At 74.1% G+C, this 24,207-nt stretch carries 21 protein-coding genes and 1 pseudogene; 8 read left to right on the top strand and 14 right to left on the bottom strand.

The window, feature by feature from the left end:
* Positions 1-71: 71 nt before the first annotated feature.
* Positions 72-752: a DUF4272 domain-containing protein gene (locus A6A27_RS40410; RefSeq protein ID WP_073839931.1), complete on the top strand. Its 681-nt coding sequence runs from the start codon at positions 72-74 to the stop codon at positions 750-752.
* Here A6A27_RS40410 and A6A27_RS40405 read toward each other — a convergent pair.
* Positions 749-1,678, bottom strand: a complete 930-nt coding sequence (locus A6A27_RS40405) for a putative RNA methyltransferase (RefSeq protein ID WP_073839930.1) — start codon at positions 1,676-1,678, stop codon at positions 749-751. The two genes, A6A27_RS40410 and A6A27_RS40405, sit on opposite strands and share 4 nt — an antisense overlap.
* Position 1,679: 1 nt before the next feature.
* Positions 1,680-2,156, bottom strand: a complete 477-nt coding sequence (locus A6A27_RS40400) for a MarR family winged helix-turn-helix transcriptional regulator (RefSeq protein WP_073839929.1) — start codon at positions 2,154-2,156, stop codon at positions 1,680-1,682.
* Positions 2,157-2,213: 57 nt separating this feature from the next.
* Here A6A27_RS40400 and A6A27_RS40395 point away from each other — a divergent pair, with 57 nt between their 5' ends.
* Positions 2,214-2,627 carry a PPOX class F420-dependent oxidoreductase gene (locus A6A27_RS40395; protein WP_073839928.1) on the top strand — a complete coding sequence of 138 codons (414 nt, stop codon included), beginning with the start codon at positions 2,214-2,216 and terminating at the stop codon, positions 2,625-2,627.
* Between the two features lie 45 nt (positions 2,628-2,672).
* Positions 2,673-3,749, top strand: coding sequence for an adenosine deaminase (locus A6A27_RS40390; protein ID WP_073839927.1), 1,077 nt, complete (start codon positions 2,673-2,675; stop codon positions 3,747-3,749).
* On the opposite strand, the gene A6A27_RS40385 is transcribed toward A6A27_RS40390, so the two are convergent.
* On the bottom strand, positions 3,750-4,166 hold the full coding sequence (locus A6A27_RS40385) for a hypothetical protein (protein WP_241825697.1): 417 nt from the start codon (positions 4,164-4,166) through the stop codon (positions 3,750-3,752).
* A 385-nt stretch (positions 4,167-4,551) separates the two neighbouring features.
* Here A6A27_RS40385 and A6A27_RS40380 point away from each other — a divergent pair.
* From A6A27_RS40380 to A6A27_RS40365, 4 genes and pseudogenes are all read left to right on the top strand, one after another.
* Positions 4,552-8,027, top strand: a pseudogene (locus A6A27_RS40380) (sensor histidine kinase).
* Positions 8,024-8,428 carry a roadblock/LC7 domain-containing protein gene (locus A6A27_RS40375; protein ID WP_073839925.1) on the top strand — a complete coding sequence of 135 codons (405 nt, stop codon included), beginning with the start codon at positions 8,024-8,026 and terminating at the stop codon, positions 8,426-8,428. Before A6A27_RS40380 ends, A6A27_RS40375 begins: the two are co-directional and overlap by 4 nt.
* A 100-nt stretch (positions 8,429-8,528) precedes the next feature.
* The gene (locus A6A27_RS40370) at positions 8,529-8,906 is read left to right on the top strand and encodes a DUF742 domain-containing protein (protein ID WP_073840085.1); all 378 of its coding nucleotides are present in this window, start codon (positions 8,529-8,531) and stop codon (positions 8,904-8,906) included.
* Position 8,907: 1 nt separating this feature from the next.
* On the top strand, positions 8,908-9,501 hold the full coding sequence (locus A6A27_RS40365) for a GTP-binding protein (protein ID WP_073839924.1): 594 nt from the start codon (positions 8,908-8,910) through the stop codon (positions 9,499-9,501).
* A 224-nt stretch (positions 9,502-9,725) separates the two neighbouring features.
* Here the strand turns inward: A6A27_RS40365 and A6A27_RS40360 are convergent, their stop codons facing one another.
* Both A6A27_RS40360 and A6A27_RS40355 read right to left on the bottom strand, forming a co-directional pair.
* Entirely contained in the window at positions 9,726-12,071 is a 2,346-nt protein-coding gene (locus A6A27_RS40360; RefSeq protein ID WP_073839923.1) for a transposase, read from the bottom strand.
* Between the two features lie 40 nt (positions 12,072-12,111).
* Positions 12,112-13,047 carry a DNA primase gene (locus A6A27_RS40355; protein WP_073839922.1) on the bottom strand — a complete coding sequence of 312 codons (936 nt, stop codon included), beginning with the start codon at positions 13,045-13,047 and terminating at the stop codon, positions 12,112-12,114.
* A gap of 149 nt (positions 13,048-13,196) precedes the next feature.
* On the opposite strand from A6A27_RS40355, the gene A6A27_RS40350 reads away from it, so the two are divergent.
* Positions 13,197-13,538, top strand: coding sequence for a PadR family transcriptional regulator (locus A6A27_RS40350; RefSeq protein WP_073839921.1), 342 nt, complete (start codon positions 13,197-13,199; stop codon positions 13,536-13,538).
* A 27-nt stretch (positions 13,539-13,565) separates the two neighbouring features.
* Here the strand turns inward: A6A27_RS40350 and A6A27_RS40345 are convergent, their stop codons facing one another.
* The 9 genes from A6A27_RS40345 to A6A27_RS40305 all read right to left on the bottom strand — a co-directional run bounded on the left by A6A27_RS40345 (position 13,566) and on the right by A6A27_RS40305 (position 24,203).
* On the bottom strand, positions 13,566-14,237 hold the full coding sequence (locus A6A27_RS40345) for a permease prefix domain 1-containing protein (protein WP_073839920.1): 672 nt from the start codon (positions 14,235-14,237) through the stop codon (positions 13,566-13,568).
* A gap of 60 nt (positions 14,238-14,297) precedes the next feature.
* Positions 14,298-16,358, bottom strand: coding sequence for a thiol reductant ABC exporter subunit CydC (cydC, locus tag A6A27_RS40340; RefSeq protein ID WP_241825696.1), 2,061 nt, complete (start codon positions 16,356-16,358; stop codon positions 14,298-14,300).
* Complete coding sequence (cydD, locus tag A6A27_RS40335; RefSeq protein ID WP_073840083.1) at positions 16,355-18,034, bottom strand: thiol reductant ABC exporter subunit CydD; 1,680 nt, start codon at positions 18,032-18,034, stop codon at positions 16,355-16,357. The genes cydC and cydD overlap by 4 nt, the downstream gene beginning before the upstream one ends.
* Positions 18,031-19,038, bottom strand: a complete 1,008-nt coding sequence (locus A6A27_RS40330) for a cytochrome d ubiquinol oxidase subunit II (RefSeq protein WP_073839919.1) — start codon at positions 19,036-19,038, stop codon at positions 18,031-18,033. Before A6A27_RS40330 ends, cydD begins: the two co-directional genes overlap by 4 nt.
* Before the next feature lie 11 nt (positions 19,039-19,049).
* Positions 19,050-20,297, bottom strand: a complete 1,248-nt coding sequence (locus A6A27_RS40325; protein ID WP_073839918.1) for a cytochrome ubiquinol oxidase subunit I — start codon at positions 20,295-20,297, stop codon at positions 19,050-19,052.
* Positions 20,298-20,396: 99 nt separating this feature from the next.
* Positions 20,397-21,302, bottom strand: a complete 906-nt coding sequence (locus tag A6A27_RS40320; protein WP_073839917.1) for a M56 family metallopeptidase — start codon at positions 21,300-21,302, stop codon at positions 20,397-20,399.
* A 10-nt stretch (positions 21,303-21,312) separates the two neighbouring features.
* Complete coding sequence (locus tag A6A27_RS40315; RefSeq protein WP_073839916.1) at positions 21,313-21,744, bottom strand: BlaI/MecI/CopY family transcriptional regulator; 432 nt, start codon at positions 21,742-21,744, stop codon at positions 21,313-21,315.
* Between the two features lie 211 nt (positions 21,745-21,955).
* Positions 21,956-22,780, bottom strand: coding sequence for an aldehyde dehydrogenase family protein (locus tag A6A27_RS40310; protein ID WP_073839915.1), 825 nt, complete (start codon positions 22,778-22,780; stop codon positions 21,956-21,958).
* On the bottom strand, positions 22,773-24,203 hold the full coding sequence (locus A6A27_RS40305; RefSeq protein WP_073839914.1) for an aldehyde dehydrogenase family protein: 1,431 nt from the start codon (positions 24,201-24,203) through the stop codon (positions 22,773-22,775). Before A6A27_RS40305 ends, A6A27_RS40310 begins: the two co-directional genes overlap by 8 nt.
* Between the last annotated feature and the right edge of the window lie 4 nt (positions 24,204-24,207).

Raw genomic sequence — 24,207 nt, 5'->3', positions numbered from 1 at the left:
CGCTATCCTCCCTGGCCAAGGGGGGATAGCGACCGGCGATGAGCCGATGCGAGCAGACAGGGACCTGAGCCGTGCGCGTACCCGCCCCTGACCCGCGGGCCGTCCGTGAGGCGAGCCTCGACGAGCTGTCCCGGCTGGGCCTGCCGCTGCCGCCGCCGCAGTTCCCGCTGGTGTGGGAACCGGGCGACGAGATCGAGCTGCGCCCCACCGCCGAGATCGAGGCCCGGATCGCGATCCTGCACGTGATCCTGGCCCGGTGCTTCGGGATGCCGGCGCAGGCCGCCATGAGCTGGCTGCTGGAGTCGCACCTGGTTGACCTGGTGACCCCGCCGGAGTGGCAGTTCGTGATGGGTGGCACGGGCGACCACCGCTCGTTCGTGCTGCACCACGACGCGCTCTTCTCGCTGGCCTGGGTGCTCGGACTGGCCAAGGAGCTGGACCCCACGGTGCCGGTGGACGAGCGGCTGGTGGAGCGGATGCCCAATATCGTCGCGGGGGAGACCTTCCCGCAGTGGCGGGCCCGGATCCTGGCCGCCCCGCAGCACCCGGCCGACGCCGCCGCCCTGCTCGACCTGCACTACTGCCTGGACTGGGCGTACCTGGAGACGGAGCAGGCCGGGCGGGCGCTGCCCGGGCTGGTCGACGCGAACGCCATCGGGCAGCGCCGGTGGGCGCTGGAGTGGGCGGTGGTGCTGCGCGGGCCGTACCACGACGAGCCGCCCGGCTGGGAAGAGGTCGACCTCTCCACCTAGGAGACGGTCAGCGGCCGGTATTGGCTGAGGCGGACCGCGAGGGTCACCGGCACCGGTTCGGGCAGCGCGGCGATGCGCTCGGCGAGCCGGGACGGGTCGGTGTGCCAGGCGCTGGGACCCATCCCGACCAGGGTGGCCACCTCGGGCCGGGTGAGCGCGAGCCGGGCCCGGTGCACGGTCGCCGACTCCTCGACGAAGTAGCTGCCGAGGCTGCCCGCCACCCGGTCGGCCTTGACCGGATCGACCCGGAGCAGGTCCAGCGCGGCCACCAGTTCGGCCAGGTGGTCCTCGGCGGGGGTGACCACCAGCAGCGCGCCGGCCGGGTCCAGCACCCGGTGGAACTCCGGGCCGTTGCGCGGCGCGAAGACGTTGAGCAGCACGGCGGCCGAGGCGTCGGCCAGCGGGAGCCGCTGCCAGGTGTCGGCGAGCGCCGCGGCGGCGCGCGGATGGGCACGGGCCGCCCGGCGCAGCGCCGGCTTGGCGACGTCCAGGGCCAGGCCGACGGCGTCGGGCAGCGCCGTCAGCACCGCCTCGAGGTACCAGCCGGTCCCCGCGCCGGCGTCCACCACGAGCGGGCTCGGCGCCTCTGCCGCGCTGGTGCCGTCCGCGCGGCGGTCATCCCGAGTCGTCGCCGCGTCCGTGGTGCCGCGTACCCGGTCGACCACCTCGGCGGCGGCTGCGGCGAGCGCGGCGGCGACGGTGTCGTAGTGGCCGGCGGCGAGGAAGTCGGCCCGGGCGGCGACCATGTCGGCGCTGTCCCCGGCGTGCGGCGTGCGCCCGGCGAGCAGGTTGACGTACCCCTGGCGGGCGAGGTCGAAGCTGTGCCGGCGCGGGCAGCGCAACGCCCGGGTGGTGCCGGCGGTGGTCTCCGCGAGCGGTTCGGCGCAGACCGGGCAGCGCAACCGGTCGAGGATGCGATGGTCCACGTCAGGCCTCCGGGACGGCCGGACGCCCGGCGAGGCGGTCGACCACCCGCTGGGTGAGCGCGCCCAGCGCGGTGACCTCCTCCGGGGTGAGCAGGTCGATCAGGTGCCGGCGGACGGCGGCGACGTGGCCCGGCGCGGCGGCCGCGATGGCGGCCCGGCCGGCTGGGGTCAGCGCGACGATCGATCCGCGACCGTCCGAGGGGCACTCCTCGCGGGTGACCAGGCCGCGCTGCTGCATCCGGGACAGGTGGTGGGAGAGCCGGCTGCGGGACCAGAGCATGCGGTCGGCGAGCTCGCTGAGCCGTAGCCGCTGCTCGGGCGCCTCGGAGAGGTCGGAGAGGACGTCGTAGTCCGGCTCGGAGAGGCCCGCGTCCTGCATCAGCTCGCGGGCCAGCGTCAGGTCGAGCAGCCGGCGCATCCGGCGGTAGCCGCGCCAGGCGCGGTCCTCCCGCTCGTCCAGCCAGCGTGGTTCGTCCATGCGGCGATCCTACCCTACTGGTTGACATGTCATCCAAGTCGCCCTACGGTCGATGACATGTCAACCGAACTCTGGGAGCTGTTCGGCGAGCTGGGGCGCGGGGTGCTGGTGACCCTGCGCCGCGACGGCCGGCCCCAGCTGTCGAACGTGGACTACCTGGCCGAGCCGGGGCTGATCCGCTGCTCCACCACCGGCGACCGGGCGAAGGTGCGCAACCTGCGGCGCGATCCGAGGGCCAGCTTCCACGTCACCACCCCGGATGGTGGGGCGTACGCGGTCGCGGAGGGAACCGTGACCGTCACCCCGCCGGCCACGGCGACCGACGACGCCACGGTCGACGAGCTGGTGGAGGTCTACCGGCGGATCCGGGGCGAGCACCCGGACTGGGCGGACTACCGGGCCGCGATGGTCGCGGACGGCCGCCTGGTGCTCCGCCTCGCCGTCGAGCGGGTGTACGGCTGGCGGCCGTGAGCCGGCCCGGTCCCACGCCGCGCGGTCGGTGACTAGGGTCTGTGCATGGTCGCAATCCGGTACGAGGACATCATCAAGGTCCCGAAGGCGCTGCTGCACGATCACCTGGACGGCGGTCTGCGGCCGGCGACGGTCGTCGAGCTGGCCGCCGAGGTCGGCCACGAGCTGCCCACCACCGACCCGGAGGCGCTGGGCCGCTGGTTCGTCGAGTCGGCCAACTCGGGCTCGCTGGAGCGATACCTGGAGACCTTCGCGCACACCGTGGGGGTCATGCAGACCGCGCCCGCACTGCGCCGGGTGGCCCGCGAGTGCGCGCTGGACCTGGCCTCCGACGGGGTGGTCTACGCGGAGGTCCGGTTCGCCCCCGAGCAGCACCTGGAGCGGAACCTGACCCTGGACGAGGTGGTCGAGGCCGTGGTGGCCGGCTTCGCCGAGGGCAGCGCCCTGGCCGCCGAGGCGGGCACCCCGATCCGGATCGGCACGCTGCTCACCGCGATGCGGCACGCCGCCCGTTCCCAGGAGATCGCCGAGCTGGCCGTCCGGCACCGGGACACCGGGGTGGTCGGCTTCGACATCGCCGGCGCGGAGGCGGGCTTCCCGCCCACCCGGCACCTGGACGCCTTCGAGTACCTCCAGCGGGAGAACTTCCACTTCACCATCCACGCCGGCGAGGCGTTCGGGCTGCCGTCGATCTGGCAGGCGATCCAGTGGTGCGGCGCCGACCGGCTCGGGCACGGCGTCCGGATCGTCGACGACATCACCCCCGGGTCGCCGCCGGTGCTGGGCCGGCTGGCCGCGTACGTCCGGGACAAGCGGATCCCGCTGGAGCTCTGCCCGTCGTCGAACGTGCAGACCGGGGCGGCGCCGTCGATCGCCGAGCACCCGATCGGGCTGCTGCGCGACCTGCGCTTCCGGGTGACCGTCAACACCGACAACCGGTTGATGAGCGGCACCTCGATGTCCCGGGAGATGGCGCTGCTGGTGGAGGCCTTCGGCTACGGCTGGAAGGAACTCCAGTGGTTCACCATCAACGCGATGAAGAGCGCCTTCATCCCGTTCGACGAGCGGCTTTCGATCATCGACGAGGTGATCAAGCCGGCGTACGCCAAGCTGATCGGCTGATCACGGATGCTGGTGCGGGTGGCCGGCGAGCAGCGCGGCCACCCGGCGCAGCACCTCGCCGGCCCGGGCCGCCTCGGCGCCCAGCCCGGTCTGCCGGCGCAGCACCGCGGGCTCCGCGCGGAGCAGCGTCACCCCGCGCCGGATCAGCACCCCGGGCGCTTTGCGCTGCTCGGAGAGGTCGCGGGCGAGCCGGCGGACGAAGGTCGCCCCCCGCGGCCGGCGCAGCGCGTACGCCCCGGCGAGCAGGCCGCGGCGCCGGCACTCGTCGACGATCTCGGCGGCGAAGATCCCTTCGGCCACGAAAAGTGGCGATCCGGCGAGCTCAAATGGCCGGGTGGCCACCCGACGGTCTGCGCCGATCGCATAAACCGGCACTTCGGCCTTGCCGTCCCGGGCCAGTCGGGCAATCGTGTCCACCGCTGTATCCGCGTCCCAGGACAGGGGCGACTCCCAGTCGGCCTGTCCGTTCCGGTGCGGCAACGTAGGGTCATCGCCGTCCTTGTAGAAGTCGTCAAGGCAGAGCACAGGAAGTCCGGTTCGCTCGGCTATGTACGACTTTCCGGAGCCGGAAGGTCCAGCGAGGAGGATGACGCGGTGAGGGTGTTCCATTACTTTCAGTGACTCCGGCCAGACAGATTGCTGCCAAATTGCATCAACATCTCATCACACCAACGGCGACGGACAACCTGGGCTTTCCGTTTGCCGGGCGGCGTGATGGAATCTCGGAGGTCCGACCCGCCGGGTCGGTCGCTCGGCGTTGCCCAACGGCGACGTCCGGACGCGGTAATGCGAGGGCGGTGACGTGAGCAAACGGCCAACGACGGCGGGCTCCTTCCTGTCGCGGCTGCGCCGGCCGGCCAGCCGGCTCCGCGACATGCCGATCTGGTCCAAGCTCGGTCTGATCATGATCGTGCCGACCATCGCCACGGTCGTGGTCGGCACCAGTGGTCTGGTCGACCACCTGGGGACGCTCAACAATGCCAACCGGGCGGGCAACCTGGCCAATCTGATCGGATACTCGGGTGATCTCGTCGACACCCTGCAGGACGAGCGGGTCAACGCGGTGCTGTGGCTCGGCTCGAGCCAGGTCCAGACCAGGGCCCAGTACGAGGAGGCCTACAACCGGGCCAACCAGCGGGTCGACCAGGTGAAGACGCCCTACCGGCAGGAGCGGAACGCGATCGACGGCCTGCCGGCGAACTTCGATCGCCTGCTCGGCAAGATCGACAAGAGCCTCTCCGACCTGCCAGGGACCCGGAGCCAGGTGCTCAACGGCAAGATGAGCATCAGCGACGCGCAGCAGGCGTATGAGGGGCTGATCAACGACCTCATCTCGATCCGGGACTCGGCCACCCAGCTCGCCGGTGACAACGACCTGAGCGACCGGATGCGGGCCGGTGCCGCCGTCGCCCGGGAGAAGGAGTGGCTGTCTCAGCGCCGCCTGGTCGTCCACCAGGCCCTGCTGGGCAACGCCCTCACCCCGGCGCTACGCGACAAGTTCATCGCCACCGGGACCGGTGGGATCCAGGCGCAGGAGAACTTCAGGGCGATCGCCAACCAGGCCGACTCCGCGTTCTACGAGCAGACGGTCTCCGGCCCCGACCTGCGCGAGTCGCTCAACTACCAGCGCCAGATCAGCAGCGCCGCGAAACTGTCCGATGTCAAGGTCAACACGGACCAGTGGGACAAGGCCATGGTGGCCAACGCCAAGCTGCTCCGTACCGTGGAGAACCGGCTCGACGGCAACGTGGTCCGGCAGGCCGACAGCCTCCGCTCGGCCACCCAGACCCAGGTGTTCCTGGAGACCGGCCTGCTGCTCAGCATGCTGCTGCTGGCCATCCTCTTCGCGTACCTGGTCGCCCGCTCGATGGCCCGCTCGCTGCGCGAGCTGCGGCAGGGTGCCCTCTCGGTGGCCCAGTACGGCCTGCCGCAGGCGGTGGCCCGGCTGCGGGACCCGCAGGTCACCGGGCAGCTCACCCCGGTGCAGCTGGCCAACCAGATCGCCGAGCCGCTGCCGGTCCGCAGCAAGGACGAGTTCGGCCAGGTGACCGAGGCGTTCAACGCCGTCCACCTGGAGGCCGTCCGGACCGCCGCCGAGCAGGCCGCCCTCCGGGCGTCCGTCGCGACGATGTTCGTCAACCTGGCCCGCCGGTCACAGATCCTGGTCGACCGCCTGATCGGCCACCTCGACCGGCTGGAGCGCGGCGAGGAGGACCCGGACCGGCTGGCCGAGCTGTTCCAACTCGACCACCTCGCCACCCGGATGCGCCGCAATGACGAGAACCTGCTGGTTCTCGCCGGTGCCGACTCCACCCGCGTGCAGCGCGAGCCGGCCGCCCTCATCGACGTGCTCCGCGCCGCCCAGTCCGAGGTCGAGCACTACACCCGGATCGAGTTCGGCGTGATCGACCGGGACATCGAGGTCGCCGCGCACGCGGTCAACGACCTGGTGCACCTGGTCGCCGAGCTCTTCGACAACGCCACCGCGTTCTCCCCACCGGACTCCCACGTCATGGTGGAGGCTCGCCGGGTGGGCGACCGCGCAACGCTGTACGTCGAGGACCGGGGCATCGGCATCAGCGCCGAGCAGTTGCGCGAGCTGAACGAGCGGCTCGCCACTCCGCCGCAGGTGGACGTCGCGGTCTCCCGGATGATGGGCCTGGTCGTGGTCGCGCGGCTCGCTGCCCGGCACGGCGTCAAGGTCGAGCTGCGGCCCGGCGGCGACCGAGGCACGGTGGCCGACGTCGCGCTGCCGACCTCGGTCCTGGTGCCGCGCGCCCTCATCGGCCGGGGCCAGCCGGCGCCTGCCCTCCCGGCAGCCGCGGCCGGCCCGCAGCACGGCGGCGGCCTGGCCGCCGCATTCGGCGCCGTGGCCGCGCTCAACAACGGCCCGCAGACCCCGCCGGCCCCGCGCCCGGGCGCGTCCGGCAACCAGCTGACATTTGGTGGGCGGGCCTTCGACGCGGCGCCGCCCAACGGCGCCGGCACCCCGGCCGGCCCGGGTGGCGCGCGCTCGATGCCGGCCTGGTCCGACCTGACCGGAGCCAGCGGCCTCGCCGGTGGTGACGGCTACATCCCCCGCACGTCGAACGGCCAGCCGGTCGACCCGCTGCCGCAGCGGCGCAGCCCGGCCGACGGCGACCCGGCCAGCACCGGCCAGCAGCCGCCCATCCCGCGGCAGCTGCCGAGCAGCCCGGAGGCGTGGCCGCACAACCCGCCGCCGGTCTCCGGCCCGCCGTTCCCGCCGGTCTCCGCGCCGCCGCTGCCGCCGGTCTCCGGTGTGCCCGTTTCGGCCTCGCCGGTCTCGGGCCACCCCGTCTCGGCGCAGCCGGTGTCGGCCTCGCCCGCCCCCGGCCAGCCGGTCTCCGTGCCGCCGGTCAGTCACCTGCCGCGTCCGGCCCCGCAGACCCCCGCGCCCAGCTTCGGCGCCCCGCCGGCCTGGCCGCCGGTTCCCGCGCCGGACCCGGCCGCCGCACCGCCGGTGCCGGAGCGCCTCGCCGCCGGTCTGGACATGACCACCGAGCTGCCCCGGGTCGCCCGGCCGGAGACGCCGCCGGCGCTCAGCCGGCCCGCGCCGGCCCCCGCGCCGCGGCCGACCACGCCGCAGTCGACGGCCAACCGCCAGCGGTACGCGGACGAGACGATGGAGCTGCCGATCTTCCGGGAGCTGGAGTCGGCCTGGTTCCGCACCCGCAAGCCGGGGCCGGAGGAGACCCCGGCGCAGGGCGCAGCGGCGAACGGTGCGGCCACCCAGCAGTTCGCCAAGGTCGACGCCGCCGGTCAGGCCGTCCAGCAGACAACAACCGGGACGACAGGTAACACACCGATGGCACACACTCCGACGGCTGGCGGAGCACCGCGCGACAACGGATCGGCGAACGAAGGCGTCCGTCCCGGTTTCGCCGAAGCACTGCCGAGCCGGCGGCCGCAACAGCCGTCTCCCGGCTGGCAGACCGCGGCCGACGACGGCTGGCGGGCGGCCTCGGCGGCCACCGAGGTCCCGGTCGCCGAGACCACCCAGAAGGGCCTCCCCAAGCGGGTGCCGATGGCGCAGCTCGTCCCGGGCGGCATCGAGAAGCCGTCCGCCTCGGTGCAGCGCCGGACGCCGGAAGGCGTACGGGGTCTGCTGTCGGCCTACCACCGGGGCGTGCAGCGGGGGCGTAACCACCCGACCGACAGCAACTCGGCCGGCTCGGAGGGCACTCCGGGCGGTCAGCAGTCCTCGCAGTCTGGCTCAGGCCCGTGGCCGGGAGCGGACAGAAGGAGCAACAACGATGACTAGTACGCAGGATCTCGGATGGCTGCTCGCCAACTTCGCCGACCGGGTGCCCGGTGTGGCGCACGCGGTCGCGGTCTCCGCCGACGGCCTGCTTCTCGCTTCGTCCCGTGACCTTCCGCGGGACCGCGCGGACCAGCTCGCGGCGATCGCGTCCGGCCTGGTCAGCCTGACCCAGGGCGCGGCGCGCTGCTTCGAGGGCGGGGCGGTGCTGCAGACCGTCGTCGAGATGGACAACGGCTTCCTGTTCCTGATGTCCATCTCGGACGGCTCGTCGTTCGCGGTACTCGCCGCACGCAGCAGCGACGTGGGGCAGGTCGGCTACGAGATGGCCCTGCTCGTCGACCGGGTGGGCGACGCCCTGACCCCGCAGCCGCGTACGGCTGTCGGGATGATGGGCTGACCGACGCGCTGACCGGTGGGTCAGAAGCGGCAACGACTACGACAACGACGAGTTCCACCGGGGCGAGCCGGTGCCGGGTACGAAGGAGGTGAGCGGCGACATGGCCGATCGTGACGAGCCGACCGGAGCGCTGGTCCGTCCATACGCCGTGACCCGCGGTCGTACCCGTCCCCGGCTCGACATCGCCCTGGAGGCGCTCGTCGAGACGACGGTGCGCGGCCGGGCCGTTGCCAATGGCAATGGCGGCCAGGGTCGTGAGCACCAGTACATCGCCGCGCTGTGTGACGGACGCGTGCAGTCGCTCGCCGAGATCGCGGCGCGGATGCAGCTTCCGCTCGGCGTGGCCCGGGTGCTCATCGCCGACATGGCGACGGACGGCCTGGTCGCGGTCCACGAGCCGACCATCCTGGACGACTCCGACGACGCGGTGGGCACTGAACTGCTGGAGAGGGTGCTGAGTGGACTTCGCAGGCTCTGACATGTCGCACCGGCCGCCGGCCCCGAGTGGGCGCGTGACGTCGGCGAAGATCGTTATTGCCGGTGGGTTCGGCGTCGGCAAGACGACGCTGGTCGGTTCGGTCTCGGAGATCACGCCGCTGACCACCGAGGCGATCATGACCTCCGCCGGCGTGGGCGTCGACGACACCCGGCAGGTGCCGGGCAAGACGACGACCACGGTGGCGATGGACTTCGGTCGTATCTCGATCGATCGCGACCTGATCCTGTACCTGTTCGGTACGCCGGGTCAGACGCGGTTCTGGTTCATGTGGGACGAGCTGGTCCGGGGTGCCATCGGCGCCGTGGTGCTGGTCGACACCCGCCGGCTGGCCGACTGCTTCGCCGCGATCGACTTCTTCGAACACCGGCGGCTGCCGTATCTGGTGGCCATCAACTGCTTCGACGGTATGCAGTACCACAACCCGCAGGACGTCCGGGACGCGCTGGCCATCTCCAGCGAGGTGCCGGTGGTGGCCTGCGACGCCCGCAACCGGGAGTCGACCAAGCATGTGCTGATCTCGCTGGTCGAGTACGTGCTGACCATGCGGCGTTCCCGGGCGGTCACTCCCGCCTGACCCGCGTGACAAAAGCGCCCGGTGGCCATCGGCCACCGGGCGCTTTTTCGCTGTCCATACCGTCGTGCCGCACGGGTGCGAAGGCAAACGCCCCGCTGATGCCCTCGGCCACACCTGCACCGGCAGGCACGCCCGCAGCCTTAGACGTACGTGCACCGGCCAGCGCAGCCCGATTCACCCTCGCTCGGGCAGGAGCACCCGGGTGGGAAGCCGTACGGCGCGGGTCAGGACCGGTAGCCGGCGGAACGGTACTCGTACTCCCGCTCGTCGTCGCGGTCGCCGGTGTCCCGGCTGAAGTCCCAGCCACCGGCGGCCTCCCGGCCGGGGCGGCCGCCGACGGCGAAGCCGCCGATCTCCTGGCCACGCCGCCAACCCCGGAAGTAACCGGTGGTGTTCTCGGCGAGGCTGGCCGCGTTCCGGACGATCCGCAGTGGACGCTCCTCACGCAGCGGCGAACCCGGCACCAGGTTGGCCTGCGGGACCCGCTTCGGCAGACCGGCCTTGGTCTCCGTACCCACCGACGGGCGGGCCGCCTGCTGGGCGGCCTGCCAGCCGGTGTCCGCGGTGCTCGACCAGTCCAGGTCGGCTTCGTCGCCGTGCCCGACGAACCAGGCGGACTTCGCTTGGGCGAAGATCAGCAAGTCACCGTCGCCCTCGTCGGACACCGGCGGTGGCCGGTGCTCCTTCGGCTCGAGCCGCCGCTCGGGCGGGGTGGGCAGCTCGGCGCGCGGCGCCGGGCGGCCCGGCCTGGTCGCCTCCTGCCGCTCGACGAGCCGCAGGGACGGCGCGTCCAGGCCCGGGTCGGTCGGCGCGTCCAGTTCGTCGCGTAGGGCCCGGTCGGCCAGCGGCGGCGGCTCCACCAGGCGGAGCATCGGCGGCTCCTGCGGCAGGTCGTCCGCGAGCCACGGCGGGGTGACCCGGCTGGTGCCCGGGTCGCTCGGCGCGTCCACGCCCCCGCCGTAGGGGTAGGCGGGCGGCGCCTGGACGGCGCGGTCGTCCTGGTCGTCGCTGTTGTTGACCAGCGGCCAGTTGGCCCGGGAGCCCGGGGGAGCGGACTCCTGGTTGGGGCGCGGGGGCGGCACCGGAACGCTCAGGTCGGTGGCGCTGAAGCCGCCGGTCGGTGGCTCCTGGTTGGTCTTGGGCCGGGGCGGGATGACGGTCCGCTGCCGCTCGGCCCGGGCGCTGTTGATCGCCGCCGTGGTCAGCGTCGGGCGGAACGGCTCGCCAGCCTCGGCCGGCGGCACCTTGCCCCGCTGGGCAGGGGCGATCGGGGTGATCCCGGGCGGCGGCGGAGGCGGTGCGGAGATCGGCCGGTTGGCGGGGGCGTCCGCCCGCTGCGGCAGCGGCGCGCCGGTCGGCTCGGTACGCGACGGCGGCGCGGACGTCGGCCGGCCGCTGGCGGCGGCCGGGGCGACCGGGGCGGGGGCGACGGGCGGCGGCGCGACCGGTGCCGGGGCGACCGGCGGCGGGCCGAGCGGACGAGGCGACGCGGGCGTGGCCGGCCCGGAGACCGGCTCGGGGCGGGTGCGCCGGCCGACCGGCTCGGGCTCCGCCGGGCGGACCGTACGCAGGCCGGTGGCGGTGTTGCCGAGGGCGGGCCGATCGTCGACCGGCTCGCCTCGCCCGGTGACGGCCCGGCGGCCCGGTGCCGGGGCGGGCGTGGTCACCCGGGCGCTGAGCGCGTCGACCAGGGCTTCGCAGCCGGCGTCGCAGGCCCGGACGGCGGAGACCGCCTGCCGAACCGTCTCCGCGACGGCGGCGGTGAGCGCCCGGTTGACGGCGGCCCGTCGAGGCGTCTCGGCGATGGCGACCCGCAGCGCGGTGACCGCGTCGTTGATGGTGTCGGCGTCCGCGACGCCCTCGTTGGCGAGGTGCGCGGTGACCGCGTCCGCGGCGACTCCGACCTCGCGGCCCCGGGCCACCGTGCCGCCGAGCATGCCGGGCTCCGGCAGCGCGTCGAGGATGGCCAGGGAGACCGGCTCGGCCGGGTCCGGGTAGGCGCGGAGGGCGGCCGGGTAGAGCTCGCGGAGCACCTCGCGCAGCGCCACGGCGGCGGAGTGCCGCCCGCTGGCCAGCGCGGCGTGCGCGGCGAGGACCTGCTTGTAGCCGGCGAGATCCCGGGGGGCCGGCAAGGTGACCGCGGAGAGGGCGCCCGCCTGCAGCGCCCGGGCCAGCCCGACCGCCCGGCGCTCGGCCGGTGGGGACTGCATCTCCTCCAGCGAGTCGTCGTCGGCGAAGCGCTCGGCGAAGTCGTCGACCGAGTCGTCGTCCGCGATCGCCAGTGGCCGACCGGCCGCACTGAGCAGCGAGGTGACGGTGTGGTCGTCACTGTCGGCGGCGATGGCCGCACCGCTCGGCCCGCCTGACCGCTCCACGAGCAGCGCGACCAACTGGGCGTAGCCAGCGGGGTCGTCGCCGATCTCGTAGACATGCAGCAGACGGCCTGCGTCGTCGACCACAGCGGACGTCAGCGTCGAACCGGCCGAAGCAGGCCGGTCGGCCGGATCCGCCGAGGCCAGACCGCAGTACACGCGCACGAGCGCCACGGCGTCGTCCTCCTCCCGGGACACAGGTCATGCTCTGCCAGAGACTGATGCTCCCCGGTCCGGGTCAGTCGCGCCAGTCCACAACGGCAGAGATCTTGCCGACAATGGTGCGCCAACCCAAACTTGCGGTTTGTGCCCCGATTTTCTTCAGCCGGCGCCGACCCAGGAAACCACCGAGTCCACCGTTGACGCTCGCCCGTAGCGCCTCGTCCAGATCGTCGAGGCTCGAGCCTGCGGAGAGCATGTCCAGCACGGCTGGTAGCTGCAGCGCGTACGCCAGGTCACGGGCGATCTCGCCGGCCTCGATCAGGAGCGTGGGGTCCCACGCGTCGTGGCCCCCGCGGAGGTTCTCCACCACGAGGTCGAGCTCGTAGGTGTCCTCGTCCAGCGGGGCGATGTCGCCCGGTTCCACCCGTTCGGACAATTCATTCCAGCTGTCCAGTTGAGACAGGTCGTTGGGCGCGCCGGAACGGATGAAACTGACCAGCGACTCCGTGGACTTGAACAGCAGCAGCTTGCCGCGGTGGCTGAGGAAGACGGGCACCTCCTCGTCGCCCGCGTCCTCGTCCGCTTCGTCCGCCTCGTCCTCGTCGGCGTCCTCAGCATCGTCAGCGTCCTCGTCCGTGCCGCGCCGGCGACCCTTGGGGCGCTCCTCGTCCTCGTCCTCCTCGGCGGTGAGGGCGGCGAACTCCTCGTCGAGGATCACCACCTCCTCGTCGTCTTCGGTCTCGACGACCTGGCGCCGGGCCAGGAAGGGGTCGTCCTGGTCGCGCTCGGCGACGTCGGTCGGGGTCAGCTCCCGCGCCGGCCGGTACGCCCGCAGGGTGAAGCCGGTGCCGGCGGGCAGGGCGATCTCCACCGGGTCGACCCGCAGCTCGTCCCAGAGCGCGCGGTCCGCCGCCGGACGGTCGACCTCGACCTCGTCTTCGGCGGCCGACGGGGTGGTGTCGTCGAGCTCGGGCTCGTCGGCGTCGGGCCGGTGGGGCGACTGGCGGGCCACGCTGACCTCCGTGTGCTGTCGGGTTGCCCACCCGGCGACGCCTCCGGCCGCCGAGTGACTCTGCGCACATACCCTAAACGGCGACCCGGTGCGGCCGGGAGCCGCACCCCGGTGGCATCCCGACCGGCAGACAAGTAGTCTTGCTACACATGAAGGCCCAGGCGCTGCACGGACACCTCGACGCGCTGCTGCTTGCCGTGCTGGAGCAGGGCGCCCTCCACGGCTACGCGATCATCGAGGCGCTCCGGGCCCGCAGCGGCGGCACCCTGGACCTCCCCACCGGCACCATCTACCCGGCCCTGCGCCGCCTGGAGCGGGCCGGCTACGTGGCCAGCTCGTGGAGCACGGTCAACGGCCGGGAGCGGCGCACCTACCAGCTCACGGAGGCTGGGGGCCGGGCGCTCGCCGGCGAACGGGCCGGGTGGCGTGAGTTCAGCGCCACGGTCGGTCGTTTCCTCGGCCCCGGCGAGCCGCCGGGCGCACCGGCCTGACTGCCCCGACCGACCGCCGGGCCGGCGTCAGCGGGTGGCCAGCAGCCAGCAGCGCGCCGCCCGGGCGAGCGCGAACCAGCCGACGCTCACCAGCACCGCGCCGATGATCATCGGGGGCCAGGTCAGGGCCGCGTCCCAGAGGCCGACCGACCAGCCGAACAGGGCGCTGACGGCGACCGCGCCGAGTGCCAGCCCGCCGGTCAGCCCGAAGCCCGCCGCCCGCGCCAGCCGGGGGAGTCGGGACGACCGGTATCGGGCGGCGAAGACCCCGAGCAGCAGACCGGCCAGCGCCAGGCCGGCGATCAGCAGCCAGATCCCGGTCAGCGAGGCGGACAGGAGCAGGTAGCCCTCCGGTGGCCGGGGTCCGTCGCTCCAGCTCGACCCCCGCCAGGTCAGGTCGCCACCGGCCATCAGCAGAACCGCGACCGCCAGCGCCCGCAGCGCCAGCCGGCGCAGCGCCCCGGCTGCCAGCTCGGCCTGGTAGTCGGGCACGAGTTGGGCGGGGCTGCCGAACTCGGCCACCGCCCGCCGCTCGGCCTCCGCCGGCGGCAGGCCGTCCTCCCGGTACGCCTCGGCGGCGTCCAGCAACGCGTGCCGCGCCTCGGTGAGCAGGTCGGCCTTGAGGCTGGCCGGCCCGTACAGCTGGCCGGCCAGCTCCTGCAGCCGTTCCTCCACGAGCACGTCCGCGTACCCCTGCATGGGACCCACCCTGCCACCCCACGGCGCGGACCGCGTCCGGGAATTTCCCGGAAGGTGTGCTCAGGGTGCCAGCGCCAGGTAGCCCCGCTCCGCCGCCTCCTGGCGCAGCCACTGGTCGCGGTACCAGCCCGGCTGCGCCACCAGCTCGTCGTGCCGGCCGCGCTGCACCACCCGGCCGGCGTCGAGCACGACGATCTCGTCGAGCTCCGCCAGACCGCTCAGCCGGTGGCTGATCAGCAGCACCGAGTGGTGGGCCGGCGTGGCGGCCAGCGCCGAGGCGAGCACGGCGTCCGCGGCGGCCGGGTCGAGACCCTCGGTCGGCTCGTCCAGCACCAGCACCGCCGGGACGGCCAGCAGGGCACGGGCCAGCGCGAGCCGCTGCCGCTGGCCACCGGAGAGCTGTCCGCCCTGCTCGCCGACGACGGTGTCCCAGCCGTCGGGCTGGGCGCGTACCCAGTCCAGCAGGCCGGCCGCGCGGGTGGCGGCGGCCAGCTCCTCCTCGGTCGCCTGCGGCCGGCCCAGCAGCAGGTTCTCCCGGACCGAGGCGTGGAAGACGTACGCCTCGGCGAGCAGCCCGCCGATCGCCTGGGGCAGTTCCTCGGCCGGGTATGCGGACACCTCCACCCCGTCGAGGGTGACCCGGCCGGCGGCGGGGTGTACCGCGCCGGTGAGCACGGCCGCCAGGGTGCTCTTGCCGGCCCCGCTCGGCCCGACCACGGCCACCCGGCGGCCGGCCGGCAGGTCCAACTCGACCCCGTCCAGGGCGGGTGCCGCCCCCGCGCGGTACCGCACGGTCACCCCGGCGAACCGTACGTCGTGCCGGTCGCCGGTGCGGGCCGCCGGACCGGCGGCGGAGGGCGGTGCGGGGGCGGTGAGCAGGGCGGCCACCCGGGCCAGTCCGGCGCGGAGCTGGGTCCGCTGCCGGGCGGCCCCGACCAGGGCGAGGGCGATCTCGACCGCGGCGAGGGTGCCGACGGCAAGGACGCCGACCAGCACCCCGCCGACGCCGGCGCGCAACGCCACGACGACCACGGCGGCAGCGGTGAGCCCGCTCACCAGCACCCCGGTCGCGTCGACCGCGAAGCCGGCCGCGGCGAGCCGGCGCTCCAGCCGGGCGAGGCGCCGGGCGCGCCCCTCGGCGGCGGCCAGCGCCCGGTCGGTCGCGCCGAACGCGGCCAGGTCGGCGGCCCCGTGGGTCAGGTCGACCGCGTCCACGGCGAGCGCCCCGCGCAGCGGGGCCACCTCGTCGGCGGCCCGGCGGGTGAGCGCGGTGGCCAGCGTGGGCAGCGCCACCCCGGCCACCAGTAGCCCGACGGCGAGCACGCCGGCCGCCGGGAGCGAGATCAGCGCGGCGCCCCCGACGGCGAGCAGGCTCACCAGCGCGGCGGCGGACCCCGGCACGAGCACGCGCAGCAGCAGGTCCTGCACCGCTTCCACGTCGGAGACGAGCCGACTCAACGCGTCCCCGGTCCGCTGGGCGGCGGCGTCCCGCCCGGCGGCGAGGGTGGCGAAGACCCGGGCTCGGACGTCGGTGATCATGCGCAGCACCGCGTCGTGCCCGGCGAGCCGTTCGGTGTAGCGGAACACGCCCCGGCTGACGGCGAGGGCCCGGACCGCGACGATGGCCACGGTCAACCGGTCCAGCGTCGGCCGCCCGGCGGCGCTCATCAGCAGCCAGGTGGCGGTGGCCATCAGGGCCAACCCGGCGAACTCGGTGGCCGCGGCGAGCAGCCCGGCCCCCACCAGCCGGCCCAGGTACGGCCGCGCCAGTCGTAGCACCGCCCGCTCGGCCCGCGCCCTGCCTCCGGTTGCGACGGGCGGCGGGCCGGCGGCGGTCGGGGCGGGTCCGTCCGGCAACAGCTCTGGTGCGCTTGCCTCGGCGGCAGTCGGCACGCCGACATCACGTGCGGCCGGAGTCACGCCGTCCCGCGAGACGCCCCCCGGCACGGCTCGCACCGGCTGGTCGGGCCGTCCGGGCACGATCTCGCCGCCGGAGACGACCTCCGGCCGTTCGGCGCCGCCGGCCCCCCGGCCGTCCGGCGGCTCGGGCCGCCCGGGAACCGAAGGGTGCGGCTGCCCGTCCCCGGGCAGGCCGCCGGTCGGCTCGGAGTCGCGGCTCATCCCGTCACCTTCCCGACCGGCACCCGGCTCAGCTCGGTGACCCGGCCGTCCTCGACCCGCAGGATCCGGTCGGCGTCCACTAGCAGCGCGGGCCGGTGCGCGACCAGCAGCGCGGTACGCCCGGCGACCAACCGCCGGGTGGCGTCCAGCACGACTGCCTCGCTGGCGGTGTCCAGCCGGGCGGTCGGCTCGTCGAGGAGCACCAGCGGGGCGTCCCGGAGGAACGCCCGGGCCAACGCGACCCGCTGCCGCTGCCCGCTGGACAGGCCGTGGCCGCGTTCCCCGAGCGGGGTGGCCAGGCCCTCGGGTAGCCCGGCGACGACCTCGTCCAGCGCCGCGTCGGTGACCGCCCGGGCCAGGGCCGCGTCGGCGGCGTCCGGGGCGCCGAGGCGGATGTTGTCGGCCAGCGAGCCGGCGAACAGGTGGGCCCGCTGCGGCACCCAGGCCACCTGGCGCCGCCACGCGTCGAGGTCGACGTCGGCGAGGTCCACCCCGCCGACGGTGACCCGGCCGGCGGTCGGGGTGACGAAGCCGAGCAGCAGGCCGAGCAGCGTGCTCTTGCCGGCCCCGCTGGGTCCGATGACGGCGATCCGTTCGCCGGGCCGGATGGCCAGCGTGACGTCGCGCAGCGCGGTGGTCCGCTCGTACGCGACGGTGACACCCTCGAAGCGGATCTCGCCGTGGCCGCCGGGCGGCGGCGCCGGTACGCGGGCCTGCGCGGCGGGGGTAGGCGGGGCGGAGACGGTGAGCGCGTCGTCCAGCGCGGTCAGCCCCTCCATGCTGGCGTGGAACCGGCTGCCCGCGGCGCGCAGCGGCAGGTACGCCTCCGGCGTGAGCAGCAGCACCAGCAGCGCGGTGGAGAGCGTGATCCCGCCGCCGAGCAGCCGGATGCCCACCGGCACCGCGACCAGTGCCACCGACAGGGTGGCGACCAGTTCGAGGACCAGCGCCGAGAGGAACGCGATGCGCAGCGTCTTCATGGTGGCCTGCCGGTGCCCGTCGGCCATCCGGCGTACCACGTCGACCTGGGCCCGGGCCCGGCCGAACGCGCGCAGCGTGGGCAGCCCGGCCACCATGTCCAGGAAGTGCCCGCCGAGCAGCGACAGCCGCCGCCACTGCCGCTCGGTGGCGGCCTGCGCCTGCCAGCCGAGCAGCGCGCCGAAGATCGGGATGAGCGGGATGGTCAACGCGATGATCAGCGCCGAAGTCCAGTCGGCGAGGACGATCCGGGCCAGCACGGCCAGCGGCACGGTCACGCTCAGCACGAGCTGCGGCAGGTAGCCGGTGAAGTAGGGGTCGAGCGCGTCCAGGCCCCGGCCGGCGAGGGTGGCGAGCTGCCCGGCCCGCTGCCCGGCGACCCAGGTGGGGCCGTGCCGTCCGACCGCGCGGAGCAGGTCGGCCCGGAGGGTGGCCTTCACCGTCGCCGCCACCCGGGCGGCCACCGTGCCCTGCGCCCAGCTCACCAGCGCGCGGGCGGCGACCGCCGCGCCGAAGCCGGCCAGCGCGGCCCGGTGCAGCCGCCCGTCGATCGCGGTCGCCAGCAGCGTGGCCAGCGCGGTGGCCTGCGCGACCACCAGCAGCGCGGTCAGCCCGCCCAGCACCGCGAGCACGGCGAGGTCGCGCCGGGCCGCGGGGACCCGGCGCAGCAGCCGCGGGTCGAACGGGCGGCGATTCACCAGTACACCGGTGCCCTGCCGTCGGTCCGTCCCCGGAACACCCACCAGCACATCGCCTGAAAGCCTAGTAGGGCCGGCACGAGCGGCAGCGCGAGCCAGCCCAGCAGGGACAGGGTCGGCCCGCTCGCCGCGGCGTCCGCGACGGTCAGCGAGGCGGCCGGGTCGACCGTGGAGACCAGCACCCGGGGCCAGAGGGCCGCCCCGATCAGCGCCACCGGCAGCGCCAGCGCCGCGCTGGTCGCTGTGAAGGCCACCCCGGCCCGGCCGCGGCCGAGCGCCGTGCGGGCCACCAGCAACGCCGCGACCAGCGCCGACAGCAGGAGTACGGCGACCAGCGGGCGCGCCACGGCGGCGCGTACCCGGTCGGAGAGCAGGCCCAGCAGGGTGGCCGCGGCGACCGCGGCGAGCGCCGCTGGCACCAGCCTCCGGGCCAGTCGGGCGACCGACGGGGTGTCGGCGGCGGGCAGTCGGAGGGTGAGGAACGTCGCACCCTGCACGGCAACCAGCGCCAGTGTCGCCAGCGCGACGGCGGCCACGAACGGGGTGAAGAGGTGACCCACGCCGGCCACGTGCCCGTCGGCCGTCAGCGGTACGCCCTGCAGCAGCCCGCCGAGCACGGCGCCCCAGCCGAGGGCGGCGAGCACGCTGCCGGCAATGATCACCCGGTCCCAGCCGGCGCGGGCCGAGCCGGCGCGCGGCCGGCTGCGCAACTGCACGCCGGCGGTCACGAGCACCACTCCGGCCAGCGCGCCGAGCACGGCCGGGTAGAGGCCGGAGAGCAGTTCGCCCTCCAAGGTGGGGAAGGCGCCGAAGAGGATGCCGACGGCGGCCACCAGCCAGACCTCGTTGCCGAGGAAGAACGGCCCGACGGCGGTGAGCGCGGCCCGCCGCGCCGCGAGGGTGCCGCCGCGGGCGAGGAGCAGCCCGACGCCGTAGTCGTAGCCGCCGAGGACGAGGTAGGTGGCGAAGAAGAGGCCGAGCAGGGCGTACCAGGCGAGTTCCATGGCGGGCTCCCTCAGGCGAACACGGGGTGGGGACGGGTGTCGGTGTCGGGCGCGGGCGGGCGGCCGAGGGCGGGGTCGTGCGCGCCTCGGGCGGCGTGCCGGGCCAGCAGCACCCAGTTGGTGACGGCGAGGGTGCCGAGCAGCAGGGTGAAGCCGATCAGCGAGGTGAGCATCAGCCCGGGGCCGACCGGCGAGACGGCCTGCCCGGTCGGCAGCAGCCCGTACGCGACCCAGGGCTGGCGCCCCACCTCGCGGGCGATCCATCCCAGGATCACCGCGACGAAGGGCAGCGGCACGGCGAGCAGGATCAGCCAGAGCGGGAACTGTAGCCGGATGATCCAGTCCCGCCAGAGCAGCGGCACCACCAGGATGCCGAAGAAGAGCGCCATCCCGATCAGGATCATGAAGCCGAGACCCACGTTGGACAGCGTCGGCGGGGTGTAGTCGCCGGGGCCGAACCGCGCGGTCCACTCGGCGACCAGCGCGTCCCGGTCGGCGCCGCCGCCGAACTTCGTGGGCTGGAGCTCCCCGACCGGGCCGAACTGGGCGAAGCCGAACCCGATCAGGAAGACCACCGCGACCGCGAAGGTGAGCAGCCCGAGCCGTAGGGACTTCCGGAAGAGCGCGAAGTCCGGGGTACGCCGGATGAGGTGCCAGGCGCTGACCGCGGCCATCAGCATCCCACCGGTGACCAGGCTCGCCGACACCACGTGTCCGAAGGCGAAGGTGAGGGTGGGGTTGGTGAGCAGCGCGCTGAAGTCGGTGAGGTGCGCGACGCCGTCGCGGACCTCGTACCCGACGGGGTGCTGAAGCCACGCGTTGGCCACCATGATCCAGAACGCCGAGGCGTACGCGGTGAGCGCGACGCCCCAGAGCAGCGCGAGGTGGACGCCGCGGCGCAGCCGGTGCCACCCGAAGATCCACATGCCGAGGAACGTGGACTCCAGGAAGAACGCGACCAGCGTCTCGATGGCCAGCGGCGCGCCGAAGACGTTGCCGACGTACCGCGACAGGCCACTCCAGTTCAGCCCGAACTGGAACTCCATCACGATGCCGGTGGCGATGCCGAGCACGTAGTTGATCACGTAGAGCTGGCCCCAGAAGCGGGTCAGCCGCTCGTACACCGGTTTGCCGGTGATGAAGCCGGCGGTCTGCAGCGCGACCAGCAGGGTGACCAGGCCGAGGGTGACCACCACGAAGAGGAAGTGGATCGAGGTGGTGGTGGCGAACTGCAGGCGGGCGAGGAGCAGGGGATCCATGGTCGTTCTCCCACGGGTTGGCTCGCTTTACATAGTGAGCCTACACGTAGGCTGTCTACCTATACACGCGACCTGGACGCATGGCTGGTCGTGGATCGGTCAATTCAGGAAGAGGGAGATCGGCAGGGCGGCCAGGGTGGTCGTGACGGCCAGCGCGGTGGCGCCGAGCAGCCGGGGCGTCCGGTCCGGGACCAGCAGCCGCTGCACCCGTACATCGAGGTCCCGGTCGCCGAGGCCGAGCGCGCCGGCCGGCGTGATCCGGTGCCCGGCGGCGGCGAACCGGCGCAACGCCCCGGCCAGCGGCGCGTCGGCGTGCAGCTCGCGGGCCTTGTCGTCGGCGCGCATCTCGACCAGCAGCGCCACCCGCTCCTGTGCGTGCCGCACCCAGCGGAACCAGGGCAGGGCCCGGCCGAGCGCGGTGAACGGCAGCAGCACCAGATCGTGCCGCTCCTGGGCGTGCGCCCGCTCGTGGGTGAGCACCGCGGCCAGTTCGGCCCGGTCCAGCAGATTGAGCGTGCCGGCGCTGACCACCACCCGGGGCTTCACCCCGGGGAGGCAGTACGCCGCCGCGCTCGGGTGGTCGAGCACCAGCGCGCCCGGCACGGTCGGATCCCGGCGGGCGACCAGGCTGAGCAGCTCCCGGTGCCGGCGCTGGGCCCGGACCGTGCCGTAGACGCTGCGGACGGTCGTGGTGAGCAGCACCGCGCCGATGCCGAAGCCCACCCCGACCAGGCCGAGGTGCACCGCCCCGACCCCGGCCGGCAGGGTGCCGTGGGCCAGGTCGGTGGCGAGGGCGACCAGGGCGCTCCCGGTCGGTTGGCCGTACGCGGCCAGGCCGAGCGCCATCGGCAGGCCCATCGCGGAGAGGCCGAGCGCCAGCCCGACCGCCTGCCAGCAGACGATCGCCACCCGCGGGGCGCGCCAGGTCCACGTCGAGGCGGCGAGCACCTCCGCGGTCAGCCAGCAGGCCAGGATGCTGGCGGCGAAGTGTAGGGCGTACGCCACGGCCGCCGCCCTACCGGTCCGTCGCCTCGTCGGCCAGCGGCGGCTGCCCGGCCCGCGGGTCCTCGATCCGGTCGGTCAGCCCGGCCTCGGCGCTCAGCGCCGCGCGCAGCACCTCCGCCTCGGTGCCGGTCACCGAACGGGCGAAGCGCACCAGCGCGGCGTCCCGGCTGCCGCCGAGATCGAGGGCGTCGAGCATGAGCTGGGCGATGTGCGCCTCCCGGCTGGCCGCGGCCCGGTACCGCCAGGCCCGACCCTCCCGCTGGCGCTGCACCATGCCCTTGCCGGCGAGCCGGTCCAGCACCGTCATCACGGTCGTGTACGCCAGCTCGCGCCCGTCCAGGGCGTCGGCGACCTCGCGGACGGTCACCCCGTCCGACGCGCCGGGGACCAGGTCCCACAGGACGTCCATCACCGCACGTTCGAGATCACCCAGCCGAGTCACGCCCCAATCCTACTCCCCGTAGTAGACCCCCGTGCCTCCGCGTCGTGCGGAGGGCCCTCTTTCACGGAAAAAGTGGCTATCCGACGCGCGGAGGCCACTTATTCCGTGACGTAGTGGGGATCTCGATGGCGACGATCGGGGCCCGCCGCTGGGCGTCACCCTGCGAGATGGAACCTCCCGACGAAGCGGGCCCACCCCAGGCGCAAGGAGGTCAGACCCCCTTGGGGTGCCAAACCGTCTTCGTCTCCAGCAGCGTGGTCATCCGGGCCAGGCCCGGGTCGGCGAACCAGTCGTGACCGGCCGGGGCGGGCCGGAGCACCCGCTTCAGGTTCTCCGCCGCCTTGACCTCCAGCTCGGCGGCCAGCTCGGCGTCGCTCACCCCGGTCAGGTCGATCGCGTTGACGTCCATGTGCGCGGCCAGCGTCGGCACCGTCTCGGTGATCCGGCCGGTGAGGATGTTGACCACCCCGCCCGGCAGGTCGGAGGTGGCCAGCACCTCGGCCAGGGTCACCGCCGGCAGCGGCTGCGCAGGCGACGCCGCCACCACCACGGTGTTGCCGGTGACGATCGCCGGGGCGATCACGCTGACCAGGCCGAGCAGCGCCGGCGCCTCCGGGGCCGCCACGGCCACCACGCCGGTCGGCTCGGGGGCGGACAGGTTGAAGTACGGCCCGGCCACCGGGTTCGCGCCGCCGTACACCTGGGGGAGCTTGTCCGACCAGCCGGCGTACCAGACCCAGCGGTCGATCGCCGCGTCGATCTCGTCGGCCGGCACACCGAGCGCCACGAACTGCTCGCGGCGGCCCTCCAGCATCTCGGCGACCCGGTAGAGGATCTGACCCCGGTTGTACGCGGTCGCTCCGGCCCAGCCCTTCACGGCGGCCCGGGCGGCCACGACCGCGTCGCGCGCGTCCTTGCGGGAGGCCAGTACGACATTGGAGTCCTGCACGATGTACGACCGTCCCGACTCGCTGCGCGGGAACTTCCCGCCGATGAAGAGCTTGTACGTCTTGCGTACCGCGACCCGCTCAGACATTGAGGTACGCCTCCAGTCCGTGCCGGCCGCCCTCGCGGCCGTAGCCCGACTCCTTGTAGCCGCCGAACGGCGAGGTGGGGTCGAACTTGTTGAACGTGTTGGCCCAGACCACGCCGGCCCGGAGCCGGTCCGCCAGCCACAGGATCCGGGAGCCCTTGTCGGTCCAGATCCCGGCCGACAGCCCGTACGGCGTGTTGTTCGCCTTCTCCACGGCCTCGGCCGGGGTGCGGAAGGTGAGCACGGAGAGCACCGGGCCGAAGATCTCCTCCCGGGCGATCCGGTGCGCCTGGGTGACCCCGGTGAAGATGGTCGGCGCGAACCAGAAGCCCCGGTCCGGCAGCTCGCAGGCCGGCGACCAGCGCTCGGCGCCCTCGGCGGCCCCGGCCTCGGAGAGCTCGCGGATCCGCTCCAGCTGGGCGGCCGAGTTGATCGCGCCGATGTCGGTGTTCTTGTCCAGCGGGTCGCCGACCCGCAGCTGGGCCATCCGGCGCTTCAGCGACTCCAGCACCCGGTCGGCGACCGACTCCTGGACCAGCAGCCGGGAGCCGGCGCAGCAGACGTGCCCCTGGTTGAAGAAGATGCCGTTGACGATGCCCTCGACGGCCTGGTCGACCGGGGCGTCGTCGAAGACGATGTTGGCGGCCTTGCCGCCCAGCTCGAGGGTGAGCTTCTTGCGGGTGCCGGCGACCGCGCGGGCGATGGCCTTGCCGACCTCGGTGGAGCCGGTGAACGCGACCTTGTCCACGCCCGGGTGCTCGACCAGCGCCCGGCCGGTGTCGCCGGCGCCGGTGACGATGTTGACCACGCCGGCCGGCAGGTCGGCCTGCTGGCAGATCTCGGCGAAGAGCAGTGCGGTCAGCGGGGTGGTCTCGGCCGGCTTCAGCACCACCGTGTTGCCGGCGGCGAGCGCGGGAGCGATCTTCCAGGCCAGCATGAGCAGCGGGAAGTTCCACGGGATGACCTGCGCGGCGACCCCGAGCGGCCGCGGCGCCGGCCCGAAGCCCGCGTGGTCGAGCTTGTCGGCCCAGCCCGCGTAGTAGAAGAAGTGCGCGGCGACCAGCGGGACGTCGACGTCCCGGGACTCCTTGATCGGCTTGCCGTTGTCCAGCGACTCCAGCACGGCCAGCTCGCGGGAGCGCTCCTGGATCAGGCGGGCGATCCGGAACAGGTACTTGGCCCGGTCGCGGCCCGGCATCGGGCCCCAGACCTTCTCGTACGCCTTGCGCGCGGCGCGGACCGCGCGGTCCACGTCCTGGCTGCCGGCCTCGGCGATCTCGGCGAGGACCTCCTCGGAGGCCGGGTTGATCGACTTGAAGCTGCCGCCGTCGGTCGGGTCGACGAACGTGCCGTCGACGAACAGCCCGTACGAGGGCTTGATGTCCACCACCGAGCGCGACTCGGGGGCGGGTGCGTATTCGAACATCGCG

Source organism: Micromonospora sp. CB01531, assembly GCF_001905095.1.
Taxonomy (GTDB): domain Bacteria; phylum Actinomycetota; class Actinomycetes; order Mycobacteriales; family Micromonosporaceae; genus Micromonospora.
This window is presented reverse-complemented; position numbering and strand designations above follow the sequence as displayed.